Genomic DNA, 13717 nt, shown 5'->3' with positions numbered 1-13717 from the left:
GCCAACGACGGAAGGACCACACCGCCGAGCCCTCCACGTCCGCGCGAGATCGCCCCCGCGGCGCACTTCGTCCCTCGCGCCCTCGCGGGCGACGCCGACACGCGTACCTCGCGCCCGAGGGAAGCCCGGAAGCCGCTTGTCGGCCGGGAGGGCTGGCACGCCGGTTGCTTATCTGTGGCGTTGGCACACATGGGGTGGATGAAACCCGCGATTCGAGCGTCCTTCGGCCTGGGGCCGCGGCACAACGATCCGGGTTTGGCACACCGGCACACCAGCCCCCGTGCCGCCAAAGGAGAAGGAAAATCCGTGCACACCCAACGAATTCTCTCCACCCTGGTCAGCGTTGGCTTGCTGGCGGCGTGTTCTGGTTCCACCGAACCGGGTGGGCCGGGCCCCGCCGGTCCCGGCGACGAGCGTCCCGCGGAGGTCGGAACCCAGGTGCAGCTCGAGCTCAGCTCGGTCGCAGCGACCGAAGTCGAAGCCCAGGTGGCCACCGCCAAACAACACAACGCGGCATCCCTCCAGGAGGCCTACGCGGTCTCGTTCTCGAACGATCTGGGCTACGGGCTCGCGGACGTTCAGAACCTCGATCTGATCCAGCGATCGGAGCTGGGTCTGAATGACGCGGAGCTCGAGGTCCTGGCCGCGAACGGCTTCGTCGTTTCCAGTCGACTTGCCTATCCCAGCTTTCCCTACGCCTACGCTGCCATCTACGTGCACGATCTGCCGGTCTTCGTGAGCGGCGACATGGTGCTCGAAGCCATGCACCGCTCGTACGACGACATCCTGCAGGCCCTGGAACAGGCCGTCTTGATCCCGCGTGTCACCCGCTTGCTCGACGCGATGCGTTCTCGCCTGGCGTCCGGAAATTCCGGGCTCTCGCAGCAGGCGGCAGCCGACGCGGACTTCTACCTGACCGTCGCGCGCAGCCTGCTGATGGGAGCGCCGAGCGAGCCCGTGGCGGGAGCCAGCAAAGCCGACGTCGCGTCCTTCCTGACTCACGCCGAAGCGGCCGACGGAGAACAGATAAAGTCCATGTTCGGCGTTTCGCGCCGCTTCGACTTCTCGCAGTTCAAGCCGCGGGGCCACTACACGGACACGGTGGCGCTCGAGCGCTATTTCCGCGCCATGATGTGGATGGGGCGCATCGATTTTCGGCTCATCGAGACCATGCCCGATGGTTCGCGTGTCTTCTGGCGCCGCCAGCTCGAGGCGGCGCTGGCGTTGCGTGACTTGATGGATGCCGCGGCGCTGGAAGACTGGTCGGGCATCGATCGAACCGTCACCGCGTTCGTGGGCGAGCACGACTACATGATCGTGCCCGAGCTGGACGAGCTGTTGAGAGGCCTGGGCGTGTCCGATGCGAGCGGGCTCGCTGCCATCGACGACTCGACGATCGCTCAGGCGATCATCAACGGGCGCTACGGCGAGCAGCGCATCGCGAGTCACATCATGCGAAAGGACGGCAGCGATTCCACGTTCCCGCTCAACGCGAGCTTTGCGTTCTTCGGGCAGCGCTACGTGATCGACAGCCACGTGTTCTCCAACGTGGTGTACGACCGCACCGCGAAGCGCGTGGTCCCGAACCCGCTCGACGCCGCGTTCGCCGCCCTGAGGAACGACCACGCGGTGAGCCTGCTCGCGAGTGAGCTCGAAGAGTGGAACTACGCCGGCGATCTGGCGGCCGTCCGCGTCATCGCGGACGCCCACCCGCCGTCGTACTGGGAAGGCAGCCTGTACACGTCCTGGCTCGGGGCGCTGCAGACGCTCTCGGCGAACGCCACGACCCTGGGGCCAGCCGCGGAAGGTCTACCCAGCGTGGCGCGCAGCGAGGCGTGGGGGCGCCGTTTGCTGAACACGCAGCTCGGATCGTGGGCGCAGCTCAGGCACGACACGATCCTGTATGCCAAGCAGTCGTACACCGGCAGCAATGGCTGCGACTTTCCGGATGCGTACGTCGAGCCCTACCCCGAGCTGTTTCAGAGGATCGCCAAGTTCGCCGGCCAGGGCCAGGCCTTGGTCGATACCCTCGACTTCAGCTTGAACGGGAACAACGCGTTGGGGGAGCACGTGAGCGCCTACTTCGGCACCCTGTCGCGCATCGCGACCACCTTGAGTGAAATGGCGGAAGCGCAGCGGACGGGCATGCCGCACTCGGAGGAGCATCTGACCTTCATCAAGCAGGCAATTCACATCGAGGGCGGTGGCAGCGGCGACCCCTGGCAAACGGGCTGGTACAAAGATCTGTTCTTCGATCCCGTCGACGGCCTGAAGAGCGACCCGACCATCGCCGACGTGCACACGGACATCGGAGGTGACCTGCCGGTCCCGCGATCGCCGTCGGTGTTGCACGTGGGCACCGGCAATCCACGCATGATGGTCATGACGGTCGATACCTGTCAGGGGCCTCGCGCGTACGCGGGCGCGGTGTTCGCCTACCACGAGCACCTGGCGGAGGGCTTCACCCGACTCACCGACCAGGAATGGGCTCGGAAGCTGCATCAGGATCCGCCGGCCGACGTGCCGTGGATGGCGCCGGTGCTGGCGGAGTAGAGACCTGCGCGGCCAGGCCTCGGCGCGCTCGAACGCCGGCACCCTTCACGACCGCTCTCGCTCCAGGTTCTCGCGCAGCTTGCGCAGCCCGTCGCGCGCTCGGCCGCGCATCACGCGGCGCAGGAGGGGGAGCGCAAGCCAGCGAAACCACCACCGCTGATTGCGGCTGACCATGCGCCACGCGACGCGCGTCTCGGCGTCGGAGAGCGCCGTGAAGTCCACGCTCATGCGGGGCAAGAGGAAGCCCTCTCCTTCGGTCACCAGACGCTCTCCGACCCGCGCCTCCTTCACCTCGATGTCGATCGTGCCGGTGCGCCCGAAGGGCATGCGCACGGTCTCCTGGTAGCGCTTGCCGACCTGCCCGTGCTCCAGCGTGTCGAGCTCGCGCATGGCTGCGACGCCCGGGAACCAGGTCGGGAAGTTCTCCATGTTGGACACGTACGCGAACGTCTCGTGCAGGGGCCGGCCGATCTCCACCGAGCCCTGCGCCAGGAGCTCCGGCTGCGCGCCGCTCACGAGCGCCTCCTCGGTGCCGTCTTGATCACCATCGGCCTGAGCAGGCTCTGCTCCACGATCCGACGCATCGCGCGGACGTAGCGCGGCCGGGACCAGCCCCGCTCCTCGATGAGCTCCTGCCAGTTCCCGATCGACAGGAGGGTGGCCAGGAAGTCCGCCGCATCCGACGCCGACCACTCCTCGGCCAGCGCGCCTTCGGCCTGGAGCCGCGCCACGAAGCCCGCGCAGACGCCCGTGAAGCCGCGCATGCGGTCGCGCCACGCGAGCTCCGCGTCCTCGTCCGTGGCCCGCGCCGCGCGCATGGCCCGCGCCACGTCGGTGATGTGGGCGACGTAGCCCGCCCACGCACCGATGAACTCGGAGAGGATCGCGCGCGCGTCGGGGGCGCGCTCGCACTTTCGGACCAGGTCGGCGAACCCATGCACCTCGTCGACGTGACGCACCAGCGCGACCAGGAGCTGGGTCCTGGTCTCGAAGTGCAGATAGACCGCCTGGCGCGACACCCCGGCCGCCGACGCGATCTCCGCCATCGAGACGCCGCGGCGCCCCGGCTCGGTCACCAGCCGGCGCGCGGCCTCGAGGATCGCAGCGCGGGTTTCCCCGTCCTTGCTTGACATGGTGTCAACATGGGGCATAGTTTACACTGTGTCAAGTTCGACGGGCGCGCCGGCGTCACGGACCCGGTCGCACGATACCGACCCGTGAACGGTCACCGGCGTTTTGGCCTGCTTTTGCGGGCGGGCGCAGGGCGGTCGTCGCATGACATTTCATGCGCGACGTCGCCGTGGCCATTCCAAGCCTCTGGACCTGCTAGAACACCGATCAGCTTGGAAACCCGAGAAATGAGACGCCAAGACGCCAGAAGACGCCAGAAGACGCCAAGAAAACAATAAATCTTGGCGTCTTCTGGCGTCTCTTGGCGTCTTCTGGCGTCTCAACTTCTCGCTGTTTGCGTGCGGCTTCAACCCGTTTGTCGCTCTACTTTGCTTTCGGGTCCGCGCTGGTACGCCCCCGGGGTGCCGCCGGTCACGCGCCGGAAGGCGCGCGTGAACGAGATGGCCGAGTCGTAGCCGACGCGATGGGCGACCTCGGCGATGGGGACGCCCTCCCGCAGGAGCCCGCGCGCGCGGTCCATCCGGATCCGCGTCAGGTACTCGAGCGGCGTCTGGCCCACCGTGCTCCGGAACCTCTCCGCGAAAGCGGAGCGAGACATCCGCGCGCTGCGCGCGAGGTCCTCGATCGTCCAGCCGCGCGCGAGGTCCTCGTGCATGTCGCCGAGCGGGCGCGCGAGCTGCGTGTCCGCGATCGCCGCGAGGACGCCCCTCCTCGGCCCCTCGCCCGTCTGGAGGTAGGCCCGGACCGCGGAGATGAAGAGCGCCTCGGCGAGGCGGCGGATGATCGGGATCGATCCGATCTCCGACGAGCAGACCTCGAGGCGCAACAGCTCGATGAGCGACTGGAGGCCGTGGCTCCGGTTCTGATCGATGCGCAGGTGGATGAAGCGCGGGAGCGCGACGAGGAGAGGCTCGCCCTCCGTCGGATCCACGTCGAAGGCCACGCTCACCAGCGTGGAGCGCGCGCCTCCGCCTCCGTAGCGGATCAGATAGCCGTCCCGGCGATCCTCGAGATCGGCGCAGTCCACGGTCGCGGAGTCCAGCGAATCGGACAGCACGTAAGGTTCGCCATCCAGAACGAGGAAGAGATCGTGTGCGCCGAGCAGCCTCGGCTCCGGGAGCGCGCGCGTGCGCAGCCAGCACGATCCCGCGATGATGAGCACGAACTTGATGGGGCCGCGGTGCGCGACGCGGTGTCCCCAAGGCGCCGACACCTCGAAGCGCGTGCACAGGGCGCTCTCGACGTGCAGCGAATGAAAAAGTCGGCTGAGGGCGTCCATCGCCTCCTCGCGCAATCCTTCCAGAGGTCGCCGATCGACGTCTCCTTCAACACCTTCCTGATCCACAGGAACGGCAGGACGATCCTCGTCGACACCGGGTGCGCAGAGCTCATGGGCCCCACGACCGGCAAGCTCCCCGCGTCGCTCTCTGCTGTGGGCGTGAGCGCCGAGAGCGTCACCGACGTCTTCCTCACGCACGTTCACCCGGATCACTCCGGCGGGCTCGTGATCGGCGGGAAGAGGGCCTTCCCGAACGCCACCGTCCACCTGAACCAGAAGGATCTCGACTACTGGATGGACAAGGCGCTCGCCGCGAAGTCCTCGGGGATGCAAGCCCAGTTCTTCGCCGCGGCGCAAGCCACGTTGCAGCCGTACCTCGACGCCGGGCGAGTGAAGCCTTTCACCGGAGCGGCCGAGTTCTTTCCGGGCTTCCGCGCGGAGCCGGCGTACGGCCACACGCCCGGCCACACGCTGTACGCTCTCGAGAGCGGCGGCCAGAGGCTCCTCCTGTGGGGCGACCTCGTGCACATCATGGCCGTTCAGTTCGACGATCCCTCGGTGGCGGTGGCCTTCGACGTGAACGCGCCGATGGCCGTGGAAACGCGCAAGAAGGCGCTCGCCGACGCTGCCGACAAGGGCTACCTCATCGCGCACGCCCACGCCCCGTTTCCCGGGCTGGGCCACGTCCGGAGAGACGGAGCGTCCTACCGCTGGGTGCCCGCCCCGTACGTCGACGACGCGAAGAGGAAGTAGCGCGACGCCGCGAGGACGCACGGACGGGCTCACCCCCGCGGATGGCTAACGCGCATGGCCCCCTCTCCCGCGGTGACGTCGCTGGCGAGCGCTTCGAGCGCGCTCGCCAGCGACGTCACCGGCTTCGTGCCCCAAGCGGAAGGCATCCTACCGTAGAGCCGTGCCCTACTGAGCTACCGCCGGGAGCCGAAGCTGGTGCGGACGAGGAGCTGCGAGAAGCTCTCGAGGAACTCCTGCTTCGAGAGCACGTCGTCCCGGCTGGTGTCGCTCGTGCGCAGGAATTCGTGGATCTCCGCGTCGCCGTAGCCCATCGCCCTGAACTTCGCCTCGATCTCCGCCCGGTCGAGGAGCCCGTCGTTGTTCGCGTCGATCTCCTCAAAGACCTGGGCCATGGAGTCGCGGAACATCGCCCGCGAGATGGCTCTGCGGAACTCCCGCTCGACCATGTCGAGGAACGTGTCGTCGCCGAAGTCGGTCAACCATGGGTTCATGACCGTCGACCGCAGGACGGTGACCGCGTGCCCCGGCCCTTCGACGCCGAGGCGGCTCTTGTAGCTCTCCATGAACACCGCGCCGTAATGGACATCCTCGAAGTCCGTGGTCGTCACGATCAGCGGGTGCCCGGACGGGTCCTCGCCGGGCTTGAGGCTGAGGACCTCGTAGACGGCCTTGTTCAGGCGGTTCGCCAGCGCGAGGCTCCGGTTCATGCGTCCGTCAGGATGCTTGAAGTTGAAGGCATACGTGAGGATGTTGAGGTCCGGGCCCAGCTCGGTGAGCAGCCGCATCGCCTCGTCGTCGGCGAGCAGCGCGTCGGTGTCGCGTCGATCGATCCGCTCGCGGATGAACTGGATCTGCGCCGCGACGTCGCCTCCGGTGATCTCGGACGGGAGGCGGGGTACGGGGACCACCACGAAGTTGTCCTCCGGGCGCGCCATGCAGAGCAGGCGGGCGTAGACCCGCCGGCAGTTGAACAGCGCCTTGCGGTGGATGCTGCCGTAGCCGGTCTCGTTCGGGCGGATGACCTTGTGGGCCAGGAACACCGCGGCGACCGCGGCGCCGGGCTTCGAGCCCTCCACGCCGTAAATGCCGACGGACGGCTCGTCGTGGGCGTGCAGGATGTACGGCGCCTTGAAGGTGACCAGATCGCGCATCGCGGCGTTGCGGTAACAGAGCGCGCCGGCGGGGTACGGGATGTACCCCGATTTGTGGGGGTCGACGGTGACAGAGTCCACCTCCTGCAGGACGGCGTATTGTTGCGCCGTGTAGCGGCTGAAGCCGACCTCGGCGCGGCGCGTGGCGCCGGCGGTCCGCCCGGCGCTCGAGTCGTCCTCGTCCTCGCGGAGGATGCTGGCGTGATAGCCGCCCCAGGCCGCGTCGGCGTGAACGGTGAAGTCGAGCCCCTTGTGGCGGAGCTGCTCGCGGAGGGCGAGGATCTCCCGCAGGGGATCGACGGCGCTCTCCTCGGTGCTGCCGACCACGCCGACGACGGTGTAGACCGGCCTCCGCTCGGCGAGGCAGGCCCGCAGGACCCGCTCGAGCTCGGGGACGCTCATCCGGGCGTCCTCGTCGAGCGGGACGTCGAGCACGTTCACCGCGCCGATCCCGAGGATCGCGGCCGCCTTGGGGAAGGAGTAGTGCTTCGTCGCCGGGACCACGATCACCGGCGGGCCGCCGAGCTCGCCGGCGTAGCGCCTGAAGAATTCGTGCATGCCCAGGCTCTGCGGCGAGACCCGAGCCAGCGCCCGGGTCAAGACCTCGGGCGAGACGCCGTGTTCGGCGGTGAGCCGCGCCGGGAGGGCGAGGATGTCGTCGCTCCGCAGGTTGCACAGCGACCAGACGTCGAGCTTGCGGAGGGGGACCGCCTCGCCGATGGGCGAGCGCACGCGCAGATCTCTCGCCGCGGCCAGCGACGGGTCTTCCTCCAGCGCCGCCTGCATGGCGATCGGATAGAGCTTGAGGTTGCGCGCCGACCAGATCGCCTCGATGTTCGCGACCGTGCCGCCGGAGGTGATGTGACCCCAGGGGCGGATGGCGCCGGCCTGGCACGCGGCCCTGTCGGGGAGCGGGTAGCCGAGCATGCGGCACAGATCGTCGCCGACGAGCAGCTCGAGGATCGTCGTGGCGGTCGAGGCCTCGAACGCCACGTTGTTGGGGTTGTACAGCATGGCCGCGAAGTAGCCGAGGACGGCCGGTATCGCGGTGTCCCAGTTCATGTGCCCTTGGTAGCGCGTGCTGAAGAACGGCATCGACTTCTTCAGGAAGCCGAGGAGCGAGCGGTAGCTGTCGGTGAGGACGCCCATCGCCTGCACGTATTCGGGCTGGCGCTTGACCGCCTCGGTGACGAGGGCCGGGTCGCCGGGGTGGAAGTTCCGCCGCCAGAACGCCTGATCGCGGATCGCCTCGACGATCAGGCGCTCGAACTCGTCCGCGTTCTCCGCCTTGGATCCCAGGAACCACGCCTCGGGCGAACGCGTGCCCGGCCCGTCCAGGTAGGGGATCTCCACGTGCCGAAGGAATTGATCGACGGCGCCGGTGGAGACCTGGGGCTCGCGGCGACGAGTGGGTCGTTTGGTCATGACTCGCTCTCCTGTCATCGGTTCTGCCCGCCGACGGCATGTTGTTGAAGACCGCTGCGCCTGCGTCGACGGTGTGGGGCCAGGAAACCCAAACGCGATCCGATGATCAAGCTCCTCGTAGCGGCCGTCCCATCGTACAGCCAGGATGCGCGCACTGCTTGACATGTAGCGTTATATGCGATCTTCCTTTCGCCTGAAGAAAGCGACGCCATGTCAATAACTGATCCACGCATCGAGGGGGCCGCCGGCTGGGACGCCCAGCCGGCGGCCCATGTGGTTCAATCCTTGTGCCGAAGCGCTGGGTCAGCACGCCACGTCCATCTCGACCGGCGCTTCGTTCGAGCGCTCTTCGTTCGGACGCTCCTCGAGCAGGCCGCGCTTTCGCAGCCAGCGGGGCGTGCGCTCTCGGATGCGCTGCACGATGTCCTCGAGCTCCTCGTGCGATGGTGCGCCGATCTCGCGGAAGGCCTGACGCCCGCTACGGGCCGCCGCGAAGACACCCACCAGCGCGATCGCGTGAAAATGGAGCGTCAACCTGACCAGCAAGAGCAAGCGCGTCGTCGTCTATCTCGAGGGCGGCGGCGCCTGCTGGGACGAGGGCACCTGTTATACGCCGAGCCATCCTACCGTAGTGCTGTACCCTACTGGCTCTACCTGCCCGGCCCCCGTTTTCTGCACACCCCTTGAGTACGCCCGCGCTGCCCGGGTTTCACCGAGCATCGTCCACGGCGGCACGCCGGGGATCCATGCTTGACGTCCGCCGCTCTCTTCCCAATGGACACGCTGCCCAGCGCTCCCCCAAGGAGGTCCTGTTGAGCTCCACATTCGCGGAGGACGCGTACCCTTCACCCGATGAGCGCGCTCGGTTGCGCGAGAGCCTCACACGATCGCTGCCCGAGATCCCGCCCGTCTACTTCTACGACGATCTCGGGAGCGAGCTGTTCGAGCAGATCACCCGCCTCGGGGTCTACTACCCGACGCGCACGGAGATCGGCATCCTCGAGCAGCGCGCCGGAGACATCCTGCGCGCCGTCCGGCCGCGGCGCCTCGTCGAGCTGGGCAGCGGCGCGGGCCGCAAGATCCGCATCCTGCTCGACGCCTGGCGGTGGGTGGGCGGCGGCGAGACGTGCACGATGCTGGACGTGAACGGGCTCTTCCTGGAGACGTCGATCAGCCGTCTCCGCGCCGACTACCCGGAGTACACGTTCCGCGGCGTGCTCGGTGATTTCACCACCGACCTGCCGCGGCTCGGCCGGGGCGGGGGGCGCCTCGTGGTCTTCCTCGCGGGCACCATCGGCAACCTCTACCCCGACGAGCGGCGCGCCTTCTTCCGCGAGATCGCGCGCGTCATGGAGCCGTCGGACGCGCTCCTCGTCGGCGCCGATCTGGTGAAGGACACGGCCCGGCTGGAGGCCGCGTACGACGATCCGGAGGGCGTGACGGCGGCCTTCAACCGCAACGCGCTCCGCGTGATCAACCGGCGCTTCGGGGCGAATTTCGCGCCCGACGCGTTCGCGCACCGCGCCTTCTACGACGCGGCGCGGGCGTGGATCGAGATGCGCCTCGTGGCCTCGCGGCGGATGCGCGTGCAGATCCCGGCGCTCGATCTGCGGCTCGATCTCGAGCGCGGCGCCGAGATCCGCACCGAGGTGAGCTGCAAGTTCACGCGCGACTCGCTCCAGGCCTCGGCCCGGGCCGGAGGGCTCGTTGTGTCTTCGTGGCACACCGATCCCGACCAGCTCTTCGCGCTGGCCCTGCTCCGGCGGAGCGACGCGTGACGGAGGCCTCGTTCGAGGCGCTGCTCGCCGCCGCGTGGCGCCGCAGCGACGAGCTGTTCGCGCTCGTCCCGGAGGCGTCGATGGGGCGTCGGCCCATCGCGCTGCGACACCCCTTCTCGTTCTACCTGGGGCACCTCCCGGCCTTCGCGTGGAACCAGATCGGCCGGGGCGTCCTCGGGCTCGGGCCCATGCGGGGCGATTTCGACGTGCTGTTCGAGCGCGGCATCGATCCGGCCGACGAGGACGGCGCCCGCGCCGCGTCGAGGGACGCGTGGCCGGCGATCGCCGAGGTGATCGCGTACCGCGACGAGGTCCGCCGCGCCGTGCTGGCGCGCATCCCCGACGTGCTGGCGCGCGCCGAGGACGTGCTCGGCGCGCGGGGGCGGATCCTCCAGCTCGTGCTCGAGCACGAGCGGATGCACCACGAGACCCTGATGTACATGCTCCAGGAGCACGGCGCCGCGCGGCGCCCCGGCGGCGCGCCCGCGTTCGTGGGCGGCGGGGGGCGCGTGGCCGAGCCGCGGCACGTCCCGGCGGGCCGCGTGGTGATCGGCGCGGACTTCGAGGCGATCCCGTTCGGCTGGGACAACGAGTTCGGGCGCGCGGAGATCGATGTCCCGGGCTTCACCATCGACTCGTTGCCGGTGCGGAACGGCGATTACCTGGCCTTCCTCGAGGTGATGGAAGACGGCGCGCGGGCCGCGCTCACGCCCCGTACGTTCGTGCGCCGGGGAGGTGGGCTTTCGGTGAAGACGATCTTCGGGCCGGTCTCCTTCGAGGTCGCGTCGGGCTGGCCGGCGCAGGTCTCGGGCGAGCAGGCGCGCGCCTATGCAGCCTGGCGCGGTGGGCGCCTGGCGACCGAGGCCGAGCTGCGCCGCGCCGCGTTCGGCGAGCCGAGCGGCGGTGTGCGCGCGCGTCCGTGGGGGCACGCGCCGGGCGAGCCGCGTCATGGCCGGTTCGGCTTTCGCGGATGGTCGCCCGTGCCGGCGGGCAGCCACCCGGACGGCGCCAGCGCGTTCGGCGTCGAGGAGCTGGTGGGCAATGGCTGGGAGTGGACGTCCACGCCCTTCGCGCCCTTGCCCGGCTTCGTCGCGTACGCCCGCACGTACCCCGGGTACTCGGCGGATTTCTTCGACGGGGAGCACGACGTCGTCTTCGGCGCCTCGTGGGCGACCGACGAGGGGTTCCTCCGGCCGAGCTTTCGCAACTGGTATCGCCGGGACTATCCCTATGTCTTTTCGAGCTTCCGGGTCGTACGCGAGGCGCCACGCTCTCGGCGGCGATGATCGAGCTCGAGCAGGTGACCAAGCGCTACGATGGAATCGCCGCTGTCGACGGCGTCTCCCTGCGCGTCGAGCCGGGCGAGCTGGTGGTCCTGCTGGGCGGGTCGGGCTCGGGGAAGACCACGACGCTGAAGATGACGAACCGGCTCATCGAGCCGAGCTCGGGTCGCATCCGCGTCGAGGGCGAGGACGTGACCGCCGTGCCGCCGCACGCGCTCCGGCGCCGCATCGGCTACGTGTTCCAGCGGCTCGGGCTCTTCCCGCACCTGACGGTCGCCGAGAACGTGGGCATCACGCCGGCGCTCCTCGGCTGGGACGCGAGGCGCATCCGTGGTCGGGTGGACACGCTGCTGGAGCTGGTCGAGCTGGATCCGGCCGAGGTCCGCGATCGGCGGCCCGACGCGCTCTCCGGCGGCCAGGCGCAGCGCGTGGCCGTGGCGCGGGCGCTGGCGGCCGAGCCGGGCGTGCTGCTGCTCGACGAGCCGTTCGGCGCGCTCGATCCGATCACGCGCGAGCGCCTCCAGCGATCGTTCGCGCGGGTGCGCCGGAGCCTGGGGTTCTCGGCGATCTTCGTCACGCACGACGTCGTCGAGGCGCTGCTCCTCGGCGATCGCGTGGGCGTCATGCGCGGCGGGCGCCTCCTGCAGCTCGCGCCCGGCCGCGACCTGGTGCGCGCGCCGGCCGACGACTACGTGGCCGATCTGGTGCGCGGCCCGCTCGAGCAGGCGCGCGCCGTCGAGGCGCTGATCGCGGGCGCGCCCGCGCGAACGATCGCGGGAGGCGACGCTTCGTGAAGGAGCAGCTCGCCCTCCTGCCGCGCTACCTCGCCGCCCACCTCGGGCTCACGCTGGTCGCCCTGGCGCTGGGCGTGGCCGTGAGCGTCCCGCTGGGCGTGCTGGTCACGCGATCGCGCCGCCTGGAGGGGCCGGTGCTGGGCGTGGCGAGCGTCGTCCAGACCATCCCGAGCCTGGCGCTCCTGGCCTTCATGGTGCCCGTGCTCGCGGCCCTGGGCGCGCGCAGCATCGGTTACCTGCCGGCGCTGATAGGCCTCTTCCTCTACAGCCTCTTGCCGGTCCTCAGGAACACGGCGGCCGGCCTCTCGGGCCTCGATCCGGCGGTGATCGAGGCCGCGCGCGGCGTGGGGATGACGCCCCGCGAGCAGCTCCGCCGCGTCGAGCTGCCGCTGGCGCTCCCGGTGATCGTGGCCGGCGTGCGCACGGCGGCGGTGCTGACGGTGGGCACCGCCACGCTCTCCACGCCGGTCGGGGCGCCGAGCCTCGGTGACTACATCTTCAGCGGGCTGCAGACGCGCAACACCACGGCCGTGCTGATCGGCTGTGTGGCCTCGGCCGGGCTCGCGCTGGTGCTGGACGGCCTTGTGCGTGGCCTGCTCGCCGGCGTCACGCGCCGCAGCCGCCGCCTCGTGCTGCTGTGTCTCGGCGGCTTCGCCGGGCTCGCTGTCTTCGCGGCCACCCCGGTCGTGCGGGCCCTCCTCGCGCGCGATCAGGGGTCCATCACCGTCGGCGCCAAGACCTTCACCGAGCAGTACATCCTCGCCAGTATCGTCGCCGGGAGGATCGAGCGCGTCGCCGGTGTGCCGGCGCGGACGCTGGGATCGCTCGGATCGACGGTGGCGTTCGACGCGCTGAAGAGCGGCGAGATCGACGTCTACGTCGACTACTCGGGCACCCTCTGGGCGAACGTCCTGCGACGGAGCGCGGAGCGCGCGGACCGCGCGTCGGTGCTGGCCACGGTGGAGAGGGAGCTGCGCGATCGGTACAACGTCCACGTGGCCGCCGCGCTCGGGTTCGAGAACACCTACGCGCTCGCCATGCGGCGGGCCGAGGCCGAGCGGCTGGGGATCCGGCGCATCAGCGATCTCGGGGCGCGCGCGCGATCGCTGCGGGTGGGGGGCGATTACGAGATCTTCCAGCGGCCGGAGTGGCGCGCCATCGAGCGCGTGTACGGCCTCGCGTTCCGCGAGGCGCGGAGCATGGATCCGTCGCTGCTCTACGAGGCGCTGCGAGCGGAGCAGGTGGACGTGATCACCGCCTTCTCGACCGACGGGCGGATCATTGCCGACGATCTGGTGCTGCTGGAGGACGATCGCCAGGCCATCCCGCCGTACGACGCGCTCGTGCTGGCGAGCGATTGGCTCGCGCGCACCCGCCCGGAGGTGCTGGAGGCGCTGCGCGGGCTGTCGGGGACGATCGACGCGCGGAAGATGCGCCAGATGAACGCGGCCGTGGACGAGAAGAAGGGCTCGCCGGCCGCGGTGGCCGCCCGTTTCCTCGATGAACTGCGGCGCTGAATTCTCCTGCGCTGGGCCCCCCGCGGGCCGGCCGTCGGGGCTCGCTCGTTTGG

At 69.6% G+C, this 13717-nt stretch carries 11 protein-coding genes; 6 read left to right on the top strand and 5 right to left on the bottom strand.

Going from position 1 to position 13717, the window contains the following annotated elements:
* Positions 1-306: 306 nt before the first annotated feature.
* Positions 307-2553, top strand: a complete 2247-nt coding sequence (locus WMF44_RS37820; RefSeq protein WP_437294905.1) for a DUF3160 domain-containing protein — start codon at positions 307-309, stop codon at positions 2551-2553.
* A 45-nt stretch (positions 2554-2598) separates the two neighbouring features.
* Here the strand turns inward: WMF44_RS37820 and WMF44_RS37815 are convergent, their stop codons facing one another.
* From WMF44_RS37815 to WMF44_RS37805, 3 genes are all read right to left on the bottom strand, one after another.
* Positions 2599-3069, bottom strand: coding sequence for an SRPBCC family protein (locus tag WMF44_RS37815; protein WP_437294904.1), 471 nt, complete (start codon positions 3067-3069; stop codon positions 2599-2601).
* Complete coding sequence (locus WMF44_RS37810) at positions 3066-3686, bottom strand: TetR/AcrR family transcriptional regulator (protein ID WP_437294903.1); 621 nt, start codon at positions 3684-3686, stop codon at positions 3066-3068. The genes WMF44_RS37815 and WMF44_RS37810 overlap by 4 nt, the downstream gene beginning before the upstream one ends.
* Before the next feature lie 344 nt (positions 3687-4030).
* Entirely contained in the window at positions 4031-4963 is a 933-nt protein-coding gene (locus tag WMF44_RS37805; RefSeq protein ID WP_437294902.1) for an AraC family transcriptional regulator, read from the bottom strand.
* Here WMF44_RS37805 and WMF44_RS37800 point away from each other — a divergent pair.
* On the top strand, positions 4937-5716 hold the full coding sequence (locus WMF44_RS37800) for an MBL fold metallo-hydrolase (protein WP_437294901.1): 780 nt from the start codon (positions 4937-4939) through the stop codon (positions 5714-5716). The genes WMF44_RS37805 and WMF44_RS37800 overlap by 27 nt on opposite strands.
* A 173-nt stretch (positions 5717-5889) precedes the next feature.
* Here WMF44_RS37800 and WMF44_RS37795 read toward each other — a convergent pair whose 3' ends face one another.
* Together WMF44_RS37795 and WMF44_RS37790 are read right to left on the bottom strand one after the other, a co-directional pair.
* Complete coding sequence (locus WMF44_RS37795) at positions 5890-8292, bottom strand: pyridoxal-dependent decarboxylase (RefSeq protein ID WP_437294900.1); 2403 nt, start codon at positions 8290-8292, stop codon at positions 5890-5892.
* A gap of 303 nt (positions 8293-8595) precedes the next feature.
* Positions 8596-8844 (bottom strand): hypothetical protein, encoded by a 249-nt coding sequence (locus WMF44_RS37790; RefSeq protein WP_437294899.1) that lies wholly within the window; start codon positions 8842-8844, stop codon positions 8596-8598.
* A 260-nt stretch (positions 8845-9104) separates the two neighbouring features.
* Here WMF44_RS37790 and egtD point away from each other — a divergent pair, with 260 nt between their 5' ends.
* Genes egtD through WMF44_RS37770 form a run of 4 tightly spaced genes read left to right on the top strand, consistent with a single transcriptional unit; the run spans position 9105 to position 13664 of the window.
* Entirely contained in the window at positions 9105-10070 is a 966-nt protein-coding gene (gene egtD, locus WMF44_RS37785) for an L-histidine N(alpha)-methyltransferase (RefSeq protein ID WP_437294898.1), read from the top strand.
* Positions 10067-11356, top strand: coding sequence for an SUMF1/EgtB/PvdO family nonheme iron enzyme (locus WMF44_RS37780; protein ID WP_437294897.1), 1290 nt, complete (start codon positions 10067-10069; stop codon positions 11354-11356). Before egtD ends, WMF44_RS37780 begins: the two co-directional genes overlap by 4 nt.
* Complete coding sequence (locus WMF44_RS37775; RefSeq protein ID WP_437294896.1) at positions 11353-12147, top strand: ATP-binding cassette domain-containing protein; 795 nt, start codon at positions 11353-11355, stop codon at positions 12145-12147. The genes WMF44_RS37780 and WMF44_RS37775 overlap by 4 nt, the downstream gene beginning before the upstream one ends.
* Positions 12144-13664: a glycine betaine ABC transporter substrate-binding protein gene (locus WMF44_RS37770; RefSeq protein ID WP_437294895.1), complete on the top strand. Its 1521-nt coding sequence runs from the start codon at positions 12144-12146 to the stop codon at positions 13662-13664. Before WMF44_RS37775 ends, WMF44_RS37770 begins: the two co-directional genes overlap by 4 nt.
* Positions 13665-13717 lie beyond the last annotated feature (53 nt).

Origin of the sequence: Sorangium sp. So ce426, from assembly GCF_051475585.1 — a bacterium.
Classification (GTDB): domain Bacteria; phylum Myxococcota_A; class Polyangia; order Polyangiales; family Polyangiaceae; genus Sorangium; species Sorangium cellulosum_B.
This window is presented reverse-complemented; position numbering and strand designations above follow the sequence as displayed.